The organism is Pseudomonas veronii (assembly GCF_002028325.1).
GTDB classification, from domain to species: Bacteria; Pseudomonadota; Gammaproteobacteria; order Pseudomonadales; family Pseudomonadaceae; genus Aquipseudomonas; species Aquipseudomonas veronii.
Window position 1 is genome coordinate 4,667,022 of sequence record NZ_CP018420.1, and the last position, 13,901, is coordinate 4,680,922.

Consider the following 13,901-nt stretch of genomic DNA (forward strand, 5'->3'; position numbering starts at 1 on the left):
TGATGTGCCGCTACAGGCAGCCTTGCAGCGCGATCAGCCGTTTATTGGCGATCCAGTTACCCACCACCACGTAATACTTCGCCTCTGAGCCCGCGCCCTTGGGCTGGATGTCAACGAAGTACTGGGAGCCCTCAGTGAATACCGTATATCCGGTGTCGCGCCCCGGCTGAAGCGTTGCCCCAGGCGTGCCGCCGAAGATCGGCTGGTTCTGCCATTCGTACTGGACGCATTTAGCCAGCGTGGCGTCGGTTTTCTTCGAGGTCAGCACCTTATACGGCCCCGCCTGGCGCGCCTCATTCATCGTCGGCGTCATGCACCCCGCCAGCATCGCGACCGCTACCGCCGCTATCAAAATCCGCATGTCGTTCCCTCTTTGGTTTGGCGGGACTGTAGCACTGGGGAGTGGATGCAAAAAGCCCTGGTAGGGGCCTTACCAGCCGCAGGTGCTATGGGCGATGCTTATGTAAAGCCACCGCCTCCATTCGCGCTATCAGTTCCTCCATCCGACCCTGTATCACACCGCGGTTGCGAGATAACACCTCCAAGCTTGGATCAATGTCTCGCAGATAGAGGCGGCATTTCTTTTCGCTGAACTTATCAACGTTCGTATGAATGTGTTCCGCCAGCGCAGCTGCATCGCGGAGACATAGGTCAAAATGCTCTCGCTGCCCAAGCAGAAATTCCAACATTGCAGCAACTTCTGGCAAGGCCGCCGAAAAGCGCGATTGAACTTGCTTAATGACTGATTCATTTTCTCGATTCAGCCTGTGCCACTCTGAGCGTGCTTGCTCGGATTTGAGCACGAGGCTCTGACGCAATGAGAAAAGCTCATTGGATTTTGTCCTGCCCAATGCACGCATGGCGACCAACAGGCTCACCAAAGCGATAAGCAGTGTCACCCCGTCAACTAGGGAAAACTTCCCTATCTCCATGATTCAAGCCCCTAACTGGAAATCGAATACGATACCCGAAAACTGCATAAAACTCCGCTCTCCAGGGTTGCTATACGGCCTGTATGAAAAGCCAGTAACTGTGCAGTAGGTTGCCGTAGTAGCGTAATGCCTTCGCCGAATGCGAAAGTAGCTGAACCCAAGGTATCTATCACGAACGAACAAGGACGCCCGTAGAACATCATGCCGAACAAAACACAAGACACAGCAGAAGAAGCCCTCCGTAGAAAAGCTTTTGAACAAAAACTGAAGGAGCATCTGTCATTTGTTGATGCTGGAAAATTGACTGACAAAATCAGGGCATTCAGAACCCTACCAATCAAGACCATGTCAAAACGACAAATCGCTGAAGAAATATCTAAAGTTTTATGCTTTGAGACACCATATGGGCTTGCTGCGATGCTCACTCCCGGCATGATTACTTACCCAAAGGGCACAAGATTTTATAGAGTTAGGGCTTTAGATAAAGAGGATACAATAATACCTCTCCGAGGAATGCGAACCGAAGATGACGCATGGAATCCGCCAGCAAAATTCGTGAAGGCAGGCCGGTTAAATATTGAAGGAGAATCACTGCTGTATACCGCGCCAATCAATCCAAAAGTCGCTATAGAAGAGATGAAAATCTCTGATAACGAAGCCTTCTCTTTAATAGTTTATGAGTCCACTCAAGACATAAGCGCCACAGCCATTGGAATCAGTCAAGAAACACCAAATCTAAACGCCGAAGAAAGACTAAAGACGGCATTAATTAATGACTTTTTAACACACGAATTCACCCGTGACGTAGGCGTTGGCACTGAGTACCTATATAAAACATCAGAAACAATAATAAAAGACTACTTTGATCTTCCACCGCAGGTACAAGATGCTTGGTGTTACCCTTCCGTAGCTGAGAAAAAATGCGTCAACGTCTGCTTTCGCCCCAATAACGCTAAAGAGAAACTCCGCTTAGTCGGAGTCCAAATTGTAACTTGCCAGCGCGCCGGAGATGACGCGCTGATAAATGTGAAATGCATCGCTTTAGGATTTGACAACAATGGGTTTTTTCAATATCACCCCGTCGGCAGTGAAGCGCAACGCGAAGCCTTTCCTGAGATAATAGCTACACCTTAAGTACAAGAGGCTCCAGTCCTTCGCCTGCAAGCCCAAGGACTGGGGTTGCGCCAATTTCGGCGCGTTTATGACCTGGAGGTCAATGTGAGTGAAGAACAACGAGTGATTACCCCGTTCGAGCTGGGTGTATGTGCAGCGATGACGGTAATCGGAACAGCTATCGCCAATCTCGACGTGCCCGGCAGAACCAAAGTTGCTGATGCCGCAAGATCTTTAATCGAGGCAATGCCAGCCGATAAAACGATTATAAAAGATCGTTCGGCCCATCACCTTGCGCTTGAATCTTTGATTTCAGGTCTTTTGCCAGAGCTGTCTCAGAAATCTGCCGAGTAATCCACTCAAGCAGCTTCCCTGCGTCTTTGTGGCCGGGGAAGCCTTCACCATTCTTATCGCAAGCCATTTGCTTCTCCTGCGGCCCTGCCGCGCCATGTTGATTGTTGTGCGTCTTTGTGCCTGAGAATCAGGCGTGTGCGGTCATGCCATGGTCCGCCGAACACCAAAATCTCGGACGGCCTACCGTACATGTGGTGAAGCATGAAAGGCCCGGGGCCGAAGGTGCCCGACTCTTCAGCGGGCAGCGTTGGGTCGGTGCCCAGGTAGATCCCAGCATGGTTCGGGTGAACCGTGCGCCCGACCTGCATAACGATCAGATCCCCTCGCTGTGGCCGGTCGACACGTACAAAACCGGCGACCTCGTAGTTCGCCTCGTACAGACTTGCGTTCTCTGCGCTCTCCCACCAACCATCGGCGCGCTGGAAGGCTTCGAACTCAATCCCCCACTCACGCTGATACCAGTCGGCGCAGACCTGCCAGCAATCCCAGGCGCCGTGCACGAACGGACGCTGGAGCAGCGGCGTGCGGCCGGTTGGCGTGATGGTGCGCAGATCGCCCTCGGGCCAACTCAGAATGTGCCAGGGCAGATCTGTGGCCTCGCACATGGCTAGGTCGTGCGGTGATGGTCTGCTGGTGGCGTCCGGATGCGAGTGGACAATGCCAATCACCTCCCCCAAATCTTCTGCCGCAGCGTAATCCTCGGGATCAAGCCGAAACTCTTCGCTCGGCTCCGTGGCGATGTTCCGGCACGGGAAGTACTTCTGTGCTCGTCCGACGGCGAGCAGCAGCCCGCAGCACTCGCGCGGATACTCGGCCGCCGCGTGCGCCTGGACCGCCGCAATGATGTGTTTGCGCATGATCAGCTCCTTGAGACCAAGCTCACAGCGGGAAATCCACCGAAACTGAGCTCTTCGTTCTCGCCAAATCGCAACTTGCAGGACGACAGGCAGCCCTTGCACTGATCCTTGGCGGGATCATCCGTGGGGTTGTCCTCGTCATCGAACATGGCCGCACCGGTGTAGCCACAGTCAGGCCCGCGGTAGCCGTTTGTCATGCTCCAGTGGCAAAACGTCGTCATCTGCCGGCCGGGCAGCCCGTTGTTGTCGATCTCACCCGGGGAAGACAGCTCCCAGACCACCGCCTCGCCGTCCTCGCTGGTTTTCTGGTCGATGTACCAGATCTCCAGCGCTTCCTGGGTCGGGTCCGCAGTCGGGTTGCCGTCGGGAAAGTTGGCCGCGTCCAGGTACTGGGCCAGGGTCTCGCGAACCGTCAGCTTGAACTTGAGCATGTCCTCGAAGGCCAGGCACAGCGCCGTGACTCTGCCGTTGACGTTGCCGGCGGCGAATGTCGGCCGTGAGGCTGTGCCGTCGCTACTCGAGGAAATCCCCTCAATCTGCACCGGCCAGGCCGCGTACTCCTCTCCCTGCCACCAGATCGACTTCGCAGGCAGATCCTCTTCCGAATGCTCGTAGGCCAGCAACTCTTCAGGTGTGTGCGGAATGGCGTGCCCGTGGAAGCGCAGGTAATCCGCGCCGTACTCAGTCCCGTCAATTTCAAACAGGCGAATCTCGCCACCGGGCTCCAGCTTCTGGATGTCCGTGATCAGTGCCATGGATAGGCCTCAGGGATGAAAGGTTTGCTTGAAGGTGGCGGTGATGGCGTAGACCTGGCCACCGCGGTGAACCGGCTTGTAGCCGTTGCACTTGTAGAGGCCAAGCTCGCCCAGGGGCGGCTCCCATAGAAAACCCTTGGCGCCCTTGTGCCGATCGAGGAACGCCTTGATTTCCAGAACACGAGCCTTGGCGCCAGTGAACGTGAGCGGCCAGGATTGGGACTGGTTATTGAGGCCGTCCTCGACCGACTGCTCGTACCCGTCGCCGAACTGCTTGGTCCGGACGCGCTGGGTCACATCACCCTCCGCGCCCTTTTCCGTTGCCCAGGTGAATCGTTCGATAGCCATCATCGCCCCTTAATTGCGTTGTTGATGACGCCGCCCTGGCGCATATCCCTGCTGCGCAGTTCCTGATATTTCTGCTCAACGAACGTCGCCAGCTCCTTGCCGAACAGGTCATAACCAGGCGCATCAGAGGTAGACGATGCGTTGCCTTCACCGTCGATATGCACCTCGACATTGATCTGCGTTCCACCGGACCCTCCGCCCATGGCCATAACGCCGAGCTTGCCGCTGGACGTTCGGGTCAGCGGCATGATCGCCTCTTCCCCTGCCTCACCCATGACGCCGGTCTTGCCGTTGGCCATACCGAAAGCCGTAGGCTTGCTGACGACGGAGTTCGTGAATGCGCCGCCGTCGGCGAACATCTGCACGCCGCCCGACCAGGCGCCGCCCATGGCTTGCGGGAAGTAGCTGCCCGAGTAGCCCCCCGCTGAAGCGCCAAGATTGGAAGATGCAGCGCCGGCAGATCCGGCGGCCAGCCCGTTGCCGCCGGCGGCACTGCCGCCGAAGTAACTCGCCGCCGCCCCTACCAGGCTGCCCAGCAAAGCGGAACTGGCCTGACGTGTCGTAATGCGCGCCATGTCCGCCAAAATCGACTTGGTGAAGTCTGCAAACGACGCCTTGCCTGTAACGGCGAAGTTGACCAGCGAATCCTCCATGGAGCTGAAGGCGTTGCCGAACAGGCTTTTCGTCTGGCCGGCGATGTTTCGCGCCGAGTCCAGGTAGTTATCCCAAGCAGCCGTCGCGCCCTTCGTCCAATCACCCTGGGCAGCTTCCACATCCGCGTAGTTCTGCCGGATTTGGTCGGTCGCCGCCTTATTCGCATCGGCGAGCGCCTGGGATTTACGCTTGAACTCTTCCTCCGACATGTTCCGAGACGGGTCGGACTTCTGGTTCGCCAACTCCAGGGACTGCTGAGCAAACCGATCTTGCTGGCTGTTCAGCTCGCCGCTGAGCGCGTTTTGGCGATCACCCTGGCCCACGCCGAGTACTGCGCGCTGCCCGGCAAGCTCCAAGGCTCGCTGCTGCTGCCCAAGCGCCTGCACGTAGGTACTGATCGCGCGCTCCTGCTTCGCCAGGCGCCCGGTCTCGTTGGTTGCCAGCACTTCAAGCTGGCTGTCGGCATCCTTCTGCGCCTTGACCATCCCTGCGCGCGCATCGGCGATCTTTTGGTCCAGCTGGATGCTTTGCGCGGCCGACGTGGTCTTCTTGCCCTTGGCGGCCTCCAGCGCGGTGATCTCCGCCTCGTAGGCTGCCGTCACCTGATCTCGCTCGTTGCCGATCAGGGCCTGGCGGCGCAGCAGATAGTCGGCCTCGGATACCAGGCCGGCCTTCTGCGCCGCGTCCAGTTCCTTCTGGTAGTTTTTGTAGTCCGCGGCGATGGCCGCGAGGCTGTTCTTGGCGTCGTTGAAGCCGGTCAGGTCGACCTGAGAACTCGGGGCCTTCGGGTCTTTGAACTTATCGTTGATGTTGGAGATGTTCTTGTCGATCGTGGCCTGTGCCAGGCGCGGATCGTTCGGCGAAACCTTGCGGATATCGTCGAGCTGTTTCTTGTAATCCTTGAGTGCTTCGGCGCGTTTCTGCTCATTCGTCCAGGAGGACTTGGTGAGCACGTCGATCTTGTCGCTGGCGACGATGGCCGCTTGCTGGGCCTTTCCCTGGTCATCGAAATACTTGATCCGAGCATCATCGGCATCACGCTGCAGCGTAAGAAAGGTGATCTGCGCCTGAATCTGGGCCCGAACCTTCGGGCTCACCTCCTGGGCGTTCATTCTCGTGCCGCCAACGTCGAACGCATCGGAGCCGGTGAGCTTGGACTGCAGGTCCTTAATCTGGTCGTTGTAGCTCTTCTGCCGACCTACATCGCTGATTCCATCTAGGGCGCCGCTCGCGGCACTCTTGATGCCAAGCCAGGCCCGCTCCCACAGGTTCAGGTTCTCTATCACCTGGCGGGATCTGGTCTGCACAGTGTCGGCATAGGTGTCGGTCAGCAGCTTGGTGGCGCCGATTTCGTCGCCTTGGTCCTTGAGTGCGACGATCTGCGAATAAACCGAGGCAGTGAGGAAGTGGTACTGCTCGTTGAGCGACTTGGCGGCGGCCACTGGGTCGTCGGCGATCTTGACGAACTCGGCAACGGTTGCCTCGATGGACTTGCCGGTGGCCTTCTCCATGGATAGGGCCGCCTCGGCGATATCCACGAAACTGCTGCTGGCGAGCTTACCGCTACCTGCCAGGGTGACCAGCACGTCCGCAGCCTGCCCGGTGGTGCCCACTGTCGCTGCGACCTGGCGGGACATATCGCTCAACTGTCCAGCGCTTGCACCTGCATAATTGCCTGTGAGGATCAGCGCCTTGTTGAAGGCTTCCGTCTCTCTACTGCCGCTGTAGTAGGCATAGGCCAGCCCACCTATGGCGGCAGTCACAAGGCCAATCGGAGCAGCTAGTGCCAGCAGACCGCTCATGGAGGCGCCGGCCCCTACGCCGATCTGCGTGATTGCCCGGGCACCACTCCCCCAATCGCCGGTCGACAGGGCGTTACCGAGCTGCATAACGTTTTCCTGCGCTTGGCGGGTGCCGAGGCGCAGCTTGTCGAAACCGGTGGTGGTTTTTTCGAGCTTGGCGTAGTCCTTGTCAATATTGCCCAGGGCCTTGTTGTAGTCGTCCTGACTCAGGCGCCCCTCGTCCAGGTGCTTGCCCAGTTGCTCGACTTGAGTGTCGAGTTTAGCCAGCGCCGCGCGGGCCGGGTCAATTGCCCCCAACAAGCTGTTGAGAGCTTTTTGATCATCCAGAGCGGACTTGGCCAGGGCCACCTGCTGCTTGTCGAGCTGCGCGGAGATCTTCGCCGCTTCGGCCTCGCCATAGGCGCCGGTCTTGGTCAGCTTGGTGAGAGCGTCCCTCTGCTTTGCCAGATCCTGGGTGGTTTTGGCGCTGGTGGACAGCGACTTCTCCAGGGCCTGAATTTCGTTCATCAACGAGGCAGCGGACTGCTCAGCCCGGCCACCGGCCTTCGCCATCTCATCCAGGCTTGTTTTGGCCTGGATCGCATCGGCGGAGTCGATCTTGACGCCGAGTTCTGCAATGTTCATCGACTCACCTTGAATAAGTGCCCGCGGTTACGGGCGGTTTTCCCTTTCCTCCGCCATGACGCGCAGGGCTTCGCCTTCCAAGACTTGAAGGTCAGGGAAGATTTCTGCGAGTTTCTTTTTCTTGATGCCAAGGAAGCTGGCCACGTCGCGGATGCTGCTGTAGTCGAGACCGATCGCCCCGCCCGTACCTGCACGCCACTGAGTAGACATCCGGTTGAACAGGAGGAAGGCCGGCCAGTTGCAGGGCCAGACCTCGACATCGTCCTCATCTAGGTCGGCAGCCGTCAGCCCGAGAGCAGCCAATTGCTCAGCAGATTGGCCGCTTTCGTACATTGCTTTGGCTGCCGCTATCAGTTTCCCAGGCGAGCCTGGCTGAATGCGCTCTGATAGGCGCTGACAACCGCTTCGGCGGTGCCGTAACAGGACTTAACAAGGGCCTGGATGCTCTTGTCGTCAAACTTGTCATCGAACCCCCACCCAACGACGAGATCCTTGATTTGCTGCACCTGAAGCTCGGTCTCGGCAGAAACGACATCAGACAATGTGGTGTCGTCACCGAAACTGGCGCGCATCTCCTTCCCTTTTGCGCTCCAATCATCGAATAGGGCGGCAAGCCCCGGGCGATCCCGATACTTGAAGGTGAACTCGATTTTCTCGGGTTCCTCTCCAACAATTGGGATCAGCACGAATGCCTTGAATGTAGGGTTCTGGGCGATCCTGATCTTTGCCATGGAAAATCCTTATGCGCCAGCCAAATAACGGAGCGAACGAGCGGAAAGCCCAATGCTGATGGTGCGCGTCATAACGTTGTTGCGCTCCATGGTTGGGTCAGGGGTAATGCTCACATAGCCCGGGTAGAGAATCTGGTCACCGTTACGCAACTTCATGCGGACCACCGCCAGCTCCTTGGTGTCGTCGTATCCTTCGACGGTTTCGACGTACTGAGCCGTTGGCTGGTCCTCCACCACGATGGTGATCGTGGTCGGATTGCGGTTTGTCGGGAACTGTTTGTCGTCGTCATCTTCCAGGTAGCCGACGGTTTGGTACTGCTGCTCACCGCCGGAGGACGTGAAAGAAGTCACCTTGGAGATTTGCGTCCATCCGGACACGGGAATCACAGAACCAGCGCCTGCACCGACGGTGTATTTGTCGGTATTGGTCGTGTTGAGACCGGCCAGAGCGAAAGCATCAGCAGTAATGCCGGAAGCTTTTACGGCGCGGTCGTTGATCAGCGCCCAGCCAGAATTGATCAGCAGGACGTCGCCGTTTTCAATGCTGTGCCCTACAGAAGCAGCGACTGGCGATTTCGCATTGGTCAATGCGGTGAAAGCGACTGCGGAGCCCATAACGCTGGCAATCTCCAGCACAGCGCCGTTCGGCAGCGGGAAGCGTGCGGCCATGGTGTATTTCCTCTTGAGTGCCCGCCTGACGGCGGTAGGTTATGCCCCGGCGGGCGGTTGGTCTGCGACACCCAGATAGGTGAAGCTGGCCGGGACCGTGTAGGTCGCCGACTCTGTGATAGTTGATCCCTGATCTACTGGCTCAGTGATCAGGCCTTCGAAACCGTTACGGGTCAGAGGCGTGTCGACGCGGAACAGCCGGGTCAATTCGTCAATAAGCGTCTCGGCGGTGGCCAAAGCCTGGCCGGACGGACAAACGATGCTGACCTGGTAAACACCGGCGTACTCGTAGGCCTCCCCGCCGAGATAGCGGCAGGTGGTGCTGGCTGGAAGTTGAAAGGCTCGGAGGTAGGTTTCAGAAGAACCCGGAGTGAACGGTTGATTTGGGTAGGCCACCCTTATCGGGCGCGCAGCCGCCCATGCGGCCAGCTTCGTTTCGATGGCCTGACGGGCGCGGGCGTGACTCATACCTGGTTGTTCCTGATGGCTTCCAGCACGATCTGCTGAAAGCGAGCCACGGTTACCCGGACCATGCCGCCTGGGGCCTGGGTTGAGTGGCCGAACTCCAGCGGAATCGCGTAGGGCAAATTGTTGATGATGCAGGCCATCTGGCCGGCAGTGAAGTCGCTCATCGCAGCAACCAGCGCGGCAGTGGTTTCGGCGCCGCTCGGGTCCACATCGTCGAAGGTGACGTTCTCGACTACACCGAGTGATATGTGCCAGTTCGCCCGGAACCGGCCGCCGACGTAGCCTTCCGGCGCGACGATATCCATGCCGTCGTTGAGCTTGCGGCCTTTCTTGAGCCTGCCGCCCTTCGTGAGGTTTTCCGGATCGCTGCGCAGCGCACTGTTGTGGTCGTCGACGGCTTTGTTGTACTGAGTTGCCACAGCGTTCTGCGCCCATATCTCCGGATTACCCACGGGAGACATGCGGATAAGGCTGCTGCCAACCTCGATGATGATCTCCCGCACACTGGCGTCGATGGCTTCGCTGGTCTGGGCGGCGAACTCCGCCAGGCTCAGGGCGAAGCTGCCGGATTGACCGGCGCCTGCCCGACTCATGACCGAACCTGCAGTTCATACAGAATCGGCGTGCCGGCGGGGTTGACCTCTTTCAGCGGAGGAACGATTGACCAGGTACGCCCCTGAGCGACCACTTTGTCGAGCAGCCCCGGCATCCAGGCCAACCCCTGCGCGGCGATCTTGAGCTTCTTGTCGCCCTGTTTGATCAGGCTGTTGTTCTGGAATTCTTGGCCGGTGAAGTCGAGCAGAATGCCCTGGGCGATCTGTTCGACAGTTGCCCCCGGCGCTTCCCCGCCCGTCTCCGGGTCGTACTCGCCCGGCTCCGTCTTGCTGATGGTCACGGGCTGGCCGAACTCTGTGATCATCTCCAGAGCCATCACGGCCATTTCGTCGTAGAAGGCCATGGCGGTCTCCGCTGTGTCTATGCGCGTACTGCGAACAGCCCACGCTTTTGAAGGTAGTCGGCAAACTGCGTTGCGCTCGGACGATCAGGCGCCGCTGGCAGCAGCCGGTTACTGGTAGACGGAATAGCCGCATACTGTCGCGTCACCGCCCCCTCAACACGATCCAGCAGCACAGCTCCTTTGCGCTTCTCCACCGGGTCGATATCGTCCTGATGAATCTCAGCGGCCAGGGCCATCTGGCCGTACTGGATGCGCGCCGGCAGGTAGTTGTTCGGCTTGATCTCCTGATCCAGCAGCACTTCCCGGCGCGGCCAGGACAAGGCCTGCTCGCTGCTCATCTTGCGGCCTTTCCAGGTCTTGCCATCCATCGCCAAGGCGGCCCGGCGCAGCAATGCTTCCTGCTCGGGAACGCCTGCGGGGATGACTGTGCCGAATTTCACGGCATACAGGGCCAAGTCCTCAGCGCTCGCGTAGCTTTCGGCGTCAGGCTTGCCGGTGCCGTCCTCGATGATGAGTGTCATGCGTCAACTCGCTGGAATGGTTTGAGATTGGCGGCCGCGTCACTGGCAGCCAGCATTATCAGGCCTTGGGCAGATCAGCTACGAGCTTTTCCAAGGATTCCTTCGAGGCGTTGGCCCGGTACGGCACCTTCGCGTCATCGAGCTTTGCTTTCAGCGCCGCGATTTCTCCAGCCTCATCAGCCGGCGGCGTGATGGCGGCTTTTTTCAGCACTTCAACCTCGTCGCGCAGTGTGTCGACGGTCACGAGCAGGCCGTCACGCTCAGTAGTCAGCTCTCCAACCGAGGTGTGGATGGTGCCCAGCACGCCAAACAATCGCAACGCGATTTCACCAACTTCGGGTCGCTGAATTTCGCCAGCTTCCAGGCCATCAACCAGCAGAATGAGCGCGCCATTTTCAGTCCGCAACCTGGCAATTTCCTCAGCCAGCGCATCGGGTAGTCCCGCTGGCACGCTGACTGCGGAAGGTGCTGGAGTCTCGACGACCGACACGTCAACGCCTGCAGCCTCATAGGCAGCGACGATATCTGGATGTTCGCCAACGACCACCACCGCCGTCGCGTCGCGTTCAATGCCGCGAAATAGACTCGCAGTCCGGTAGCGCTTCTCCGGATCAAAGCCCTCAAGCTGGTTCGTGTAAATCAGTTCCATGGGAATCTCCGTAGCGGCCGTTGCCGACCGCTTCCTGGGGTGAATATCAGCCGCCGGCTGGTGGCGAAGTGGTGAGGGTGATCATCACGCCGGCGGTGACCTTGTTGCTGTCGGCATGCTTGACCCAGTTGGCCGCCGAACCGACAGCCGCCAGGGTTGGGTTCGCGCCGCCGGCAGTTTCCTTCCAGCTGTAACCCAGGACGTCAATGTTGACGGTGCCCTCGGCGCGGTAGCCGATGCCGAGGTTTTCCTCGTCGTCCACGTTGTACGAACGGAAGCCGGGGGCCTGGGACTCGGTGATCACCACGGCGTTCGGCAGCAGGCCGAAGATCACGTCAGATGGCGCGGTATCAGTCACCAGCACGGGCTTGCCCAGGGTGCCAGGCAGGCCACCATAGATAACGACACCGGCTTCTTCGTAAATTTTGTTGGTGATGGCCTCGTCGACGATGTCGAAGTAGGCACTGGAGTGCATAACCCACAACGCAATGCGACCGAACTTGTCACCGAATTTGCGCATGCCGCGGGTCAGCGTCTTCTTGCCGTCGGTTTCGATGTTCGCCGAGACCACCATGCCGGCGTTGGAGCCGATGGCGGCGCGCAACGCGGCGGTGGCGTACTGGATGAAGCCTTCCAAGGTCGCGTCGGCAACGTCGGCACCGATGATCTGGGAGAACTCATCAACCGGGCGGCCGCGACGCTTGAACGCCTCTTCGGTGGTCTGGTACGGGCCGTATTTCCACGGTGCTTTGACACCGACGGCCTCACCGGCGCCGATCTTTTTGGCGGTCACCTTCCCGGTGGAGTTGACGTCGCGGTGTTCCAGCGAGCCGCCAATCTTGTAGAAAGCGCGCTTGCGGAAGTCGCCTTCGATCAGCTCGTTGTCGAGGACGATCGCGCCATTGGAAGATGCGTTGAACACGTCCAGGTTGTCCTGAACGCGCTCCAGGTATGCAGTTTGCGCCTCATCGTTGTAGATGATCAGGTCGCTATTGACGGTTGTCGCCATGAATATTTCCCCTTACTTGGGCAATTGCAGATATGCGGTTTGGCCGTGCTTGCGCTGGTATTCGCGCTTTTGCTCGGAGGTCATTTCGGAGCGCTTGAATGCAGCCTGGCCGCCGCCCCCGCCCGGGGCTTGTGTCCCTGAAGCCCTTGGCCACAGGTGGGGTGCGCTTTCGCGCAGGGATTCCGCCCATTCGAGCGGAGTCAGAGGGGTCTTGCCGTCTTTGCCTAGGATGGTCTGGCCATGCTCATCGACAGCGACCGCTTCGCCCTCTTCGTTTAGAGAGAACACGCCTTTGGCGCGCAGGATGATGTCGTCGGTTGCTTCCGGCAGTGCGCCGGCTTTCAGTGCAGCGCCGCGCACCGAGTCGCCCAAGACTTTGCCCTGGAACTTGGCGGCGAAGGCTTCAGCCTTCTCGGCGCGGCCGGCGAGCGCCTTCAGTTGCTTGTCGTGCTCGCCACGCAGGCGCTCGGTGCGCTTGTTGAACACTTCGTCAACCTTGCCCTCAGTTAGCAACCTGGTTTCTTCGTCCTGGCCCGCTCGACTGAGCAGTCCTTTGACGGCGTCGATGTCGATGCCTTCAAATTGGGTTTCGAACTGGGTCAGCTTGCCGGAGGTCTCCTTCAGCTTGCCCAGCAGCTCCGAGTTCTTGGTTTTCAAACCCGAAACGGATGCTTCAACGGCAGTCGCGATAGCGGCCTTGATTGCCGGGTTTTCCAGGTCGATTTCGTTTTCTTCTGCCACGTTGATGCACCCCTTGGGTTTAGTCGGCCCGCTTTGCAGGCATAAAAAAGCCCCGGCGTTTGCAAGGGCTGTTTGAAAGATTTGAGGTGGAAAGTAGTGATCAGCTTCTCTGCTTTTCGCGAAGCATCTTCAGCTCCGATAGCGTCGTCGAAATATCTACCTCCCAGTGTCCGAGCGTAGAAAATACAGTCGCCTGAGCCTTGGAAAGATCTCCCTGGTACTCGGCACTAAAATGGTCAAGGACATCACTCACATCCCGGAAAGAAAGCCGTATTTCCTCACCCTCACCGTAATTGAGAGTAAAGGGAAATCCTTTTCCGGTTGGCCCAGCCATGTAAGCCTTCCAGCCGCCAGCCTTACCTTTGGCGCCTATTTTAGCTCCACTGACTCTTACGGGCCTGCTGCCAGAGGAAATCAACTCGACGACTAAATCGCGACCACCAAAAATCATTGATCCATCGTTTGCCGGCTTAACCCCACACTTTAAGGTCAACTTTTCCGCATTATCTTTTCTCTGTGTATCGGCCAGCCATACAGCAACAACCACCGCAAGCAGCGCGCCAACCCCAGAAACCCAGTCGCCAAGACTTCCCCAATTAGGCACGAAGCTAACGGTTGCATTAGGATTTAGGTTTACTCCGGCGGTGAGCCCAAGCAGGCAGCCAAGTACAAAGGCAGCCAGAGCCCCCAACACTATGAGATATTTCATGCCACCT

The 13,901-nt window shown here is 58.4% G+C and carries 19 protein-coding genes; 2 read left to right on the top strand and 17 right to left on the bottom strand.

The features are described from left to right. Positions 1–10 precede the first annotated feature (10 nt). Together PverR02_RS21070 and PverR02_RS21075 are read right to left on the bottom strand one after the other, a co-directional pair. Positions 11–361 (bottom strand): hypothetical protein, encoded by a 351-nt coding sequence (locus PverR02_RS21070; RefSeq protein ID WP_079444338.1) that lies wholly within the window; start codon positions 359–361, stop codon positions 11–13. An 85-nt stretch (positions 362–446) separates the two neighbouring features. Next, the gene (locus tag PverR02_RS21075; protein WP_079444339.1) at positions 447–932 is read right to left on the bottom strand and encodes a hypothetical protein; all 486 of its coding nucleotides are present in this window, start codon (positions 930–932) and stop codon (positions 447–449) included. Positions 933–1,133: 201 nt separating this feature from the next. Here PverR02_RS21075 and PverR02_RS32010 point away from each other — a divergent pair, with 201 nt between their 5' ends. Further along, positions 1,134–2,066, top strand: a complete 933-nt coding sequence (locus PverR02_RS32010) for a hypothetical protein (RefSeq protein WP_152032036.1) — start codon at positions 1,134–1,136, stop codon at positions 2,064–2,066. Positions 2,067–2,150: 84 nt separating this feature from the next. Continuing rightward, positions 2,151–2,399 (top strand): hypothetical protein, encoded by a 249-nt coding sequence (locus PverR02_RS32015; RefSeq protein WP_152032037.1) that lies wholly within the window; start codon positions 2,151–2,153, stop codon positions 2,397–2,399. A 53-nt stretch (positions 2,400–2,452) separates the two neighbouring features. Here the strand turns inward: PverR02_RS32015 and PverR02_RS21085 are convergent, their stop codons facing one another. The 15 genes from PverR02_RS21085 to PverR02_RS32385 form a co-directional block, all read right to left on the bottom strand. Beyond that, positions 2,453–3,256 (bottom strand): C40 family peptidase, encoded by an 804-nt coding sequence (locus tag PverR02_RS21085; protein WP_079444341.1) that lies wholly within the window; start codon positions 3,254–3,256, stop codon positions 2,453–2,455. A gap of 2 nt (positions 3,257–3,258) precedes the next feature. Further along, a complete protein-coding gene (locus PverR02_RS21090) occupies positions 3,259–4,011 on the bottom strand; it encodes a phage minor tail protein L (protein WP_079444342.1) in 753 nt (250 codons plus the stop codon). 9 nt (positions 4,012–4,020) lie between these two features. Continuing rightward, positions 4,021–4,359 carry a phage tail protein gene (locus PverR02_RS21095; protein WP_010567892.1) on the bottom strand — a complete coding sequence of 113 codons (339 nt, stop codon included), beginning with the start codon at positions 4,357–4,359 and terminating at the stop codon, positions 4,021–4,023. Then, positions 4,359–7,439: a phage tail tape measure protein gene (locus PverR02_RS21100; protein ID WP_079444343.1), complete on the bottom strand. Its 3,081-nt coding sequence runs from the start codon at positions 7,437–7,439 to the stop codon at positions 4,359–4,361. The genes PverR02_RS21095 and PverR02_RS21100 overlap by 1 nt, the downstream gene beginning before the upstream one ends. 27 nt (positions 7,440–7,466) lie before the next feature. Beyond that, positions 7,467–7,772, bottom strand: a complete 306-nt coding sequence (locus tag PverR02_RS21105) for a DUF1799 domain-containing protein (protein ID WP_079444344.1) — start codon at positions 7,770–7,772, stop codon at positions 7,467–7,469. Positions 7,773–7,789: 17 nt separating this feature from the next. Beyond that, positions 7,790–8,170 (bottom strand): phage tail assembly chaperone, encoded by a 381-nt coding sequence (locus tag PverR02_RS21110; RefSeq protein WP_046382986.1) that lies wholly within the window; start codon positions 8,168–8,170, stop codon positions 7,790–7,792. 9 nt (positions 8,171–8,179) lie between these two features. Beyond that, positions 8,180–8,839, bottom strand: coding sequence for a phage tail protein (locus tag PverR02_RS21115; protein ID WP_046382985.1), 660 nt, complete (start codon positions 8,837–8,839; stop codon positions 8,180–8,182). Positions 8,840–8,878: 39 nt separating this feature from the next. After that, complete coding sequence (locus PverR02_RS21120; protein ID WP_046382984.1) at positions 8,879–9,307, bottom strand: phage tail terminator-like protein; 429 nt, start codon at positions 9,305–9,307, stop codon at positions 8,879–8,881. Beyond that, on the bottom strand, positions 9,304–9,900 hold the full coding sequence (locus PverR02_RS21125; RefSeq protein WP_079444345.1) for a hypothetical protein: 597 nt from the start codon (positions 9,898–9,900) through the stop codon (positions 9,304–9,306). The genes PverR02_RS21120 and PverR02_RS21125 overlap by 4 nt, the downstream gene beginning before the upstream one ends. Further along, on the bottom strand, positions 9,897–10,265 hold the full coding sequence (locus PverR02_RS21130) for a hypothetical protein (protein ID WP_046382982.1): 369 nt from the start codon (positions 10,263–10,265) through the stop codon (positions 9,897–9,899). The genes PverR02_RS21125 and PverR02_RS21130 overlap by 4 nt, the downstream gene beginning before the upstream one ends. A gap of 17 nt (positions 10,266–10,282) precedes the next feature. After that, the gene (locus PverR02_RS21135; RefSeq protein ID WP_046382981.1) at positions 10,283–10,786 is read right to left on the bottom strand and encodes a DnaT-like ssDNA-binding protein; all 504 of its coding nucleotides are present in this window, start codon (positions 10,784–10,786) and stop codon (positions 10,283–10,285) included. 58 nt (positions 10,787–10,844) lie between these two features. Next, complete coding sequence (locus PverR02_RS21140; RefSeq protein ID WP_046382980.1) at positions 10,845–11,435, bottom strand: hypothetical protein; 591 nt, start codon at positions 11,433–11,435, stop codon at positions 10,845–10,847. Between the two features lie 46 nt (positions 11,436–11,481). Then, positions 11,482–12,444 (bottom strand): major capsid protein, encoded by a 963-nt coding sequence (locus PverR02_RS21145; RefSeq protein WP_046382979.1) that lies wholly within the window; start codon positions 12,442–12,444, stop codon positions 11,482–11,484. Between the two features lie 12 nt (positions 12,445–12,456). Next, positions 12,457–13,185, bottom strand: coding sequence for a hypothetical protein (locus PverR02_RS21150; RefSeq protein ID WP_046382978.1), 729 nt, complete (start codon positions 13,183–13,185; stop codon positions 12,457–12,459). Between the two features lie 100 nt (positions 13,186–13,285). Then, the gene (locus PverR02_RS32385) at positions 13,286–13,894 is read right to left on the bottom strand and encodes a hypothetical protein (RefSeq protein WP_052735775.1); all 609 of its coding nucleotides are present in this window, start codon (positions 13,892–13,894) and stop codon (positions 13,286–13,288) included. Between the last annotated feature and the right edge of the window lie 7 nt (positions 13,895–13,901).

Coding starts and splice junctions, on each gene's coding strand:
- PverR02_RS21070 (WP_079444338.1), bottom strand. CDS start 361: ATGCGGATTTTGATAGCGGCGGTAGCGGTCGCGATGCTGGCGGGGTGC.
- PverR02_RS21075 (WP_079444339.1), bottom strand. CDS start 932: ATGGAGATAGGGAAGTTTTCCCTAGTTGACGGGGTGACACTGCTTATC.
- PverR02_RS32010 (WP_152032036.1), top strand. CDS start 1,134: ATGCCGAACAAAACACAAGACACAGCAGAAGAAGCCCTCCGTAGAAAA.
- PverR02_RS21085 (WP_079444341.1), bottom strand. CDS start 3,256: ATGCGCAAACACATCATTGCGGCGGTCCAGGCGCACGCGGCGGCCGAG.
- PverR02_RS21090 (WP_079444342.1), bottom strand. CDS start 4,011: ATGGCACTGATCACGGACATCCAGAAGCTGGAGCCCGGTGGCGAGATT.
- PverR02_RS21095 (WP_010567892.1), bottom strand. CDS start 4,359: ATGGCTATCGAACGATTCACCTGGGCAACGGAAAAGGGCGCGGAGGGT.
- PverR02_RS21100 (WP_079444343.1), bottom strand. CDS start 7,439: ATGAACATTGCAGAACTCGGCGTCAAGATCGACTCCGCCGATGCGATC.
- PverR02_RS21105 (WP_079444344.1), bottom strand. CDS start 7,772: ATGTACGAAAGCGGCCAATCTGCTGAGCAATTGGCTGCTCTCGGGCTG.
- PverR02_RS21110 (WP_046382986.1), bottom strand. CDS start 8,170: ATGGCAAAGATCAGGATCGCCCAGAACCCTACATTCAAGGCATTCGTG.
- PverR02_RS21115 (WP_046382985.1), bottom strand. CDS start 8,839: ATGGCCGCACGCTTCCCGCTGCCGAACGGCGCTGTGCTGGAGATTGCC.
- PverR02_RS21120 (WP_046382984.1), bottom strand. CDS start 9,307: ATGAGTCACGCCCGCGCCCGTCAGGCCATCGAAACGAAGCTGGCCGCA.
- PverR02_RS21125 (WP_079444345.1), bottom strand. CDS start 9,900: ATGAGTCGGGCAGGCGCCGGTCAATCCGGCAGCTTCGCCCTGAGCCTG.
- PverR02_RS21130 (WP_046382982.1), bottom strand. CDS start 10,265: ATGGCCTTCTACGACGAAATGGCCGTGATGGCTCTGGAGATGATCACA.
- PverR02_RS21135 (WP_046382981.1), bottom strand. CDS start 10,786: ATGACACTCATCATCGAGGACGGCACCGGCAAGCCTGACGCCGAAAGC.
- PverR02_RS21140 (WP_046382980.1), bottom strand. CDS start 11,435: ATGGAACTGATTTACACGAACCAGCTTGAGGGCTTTGATCCGGAGAAG.
- PverR02_RS21145 (WP_046382979.1), bottom strand. CDS start 12,444: ATGGCGACAACCGTCAATAGCGACCTGATCATCTACAACGATGAGGCG.
- PverR02_RS32385 (WP_052735775.1), bottom strand. CDS start 13,894: ATGAAATATCTCATAGTGTTGGGGGCTCTGGCTGCCTTTGTACTTGGC.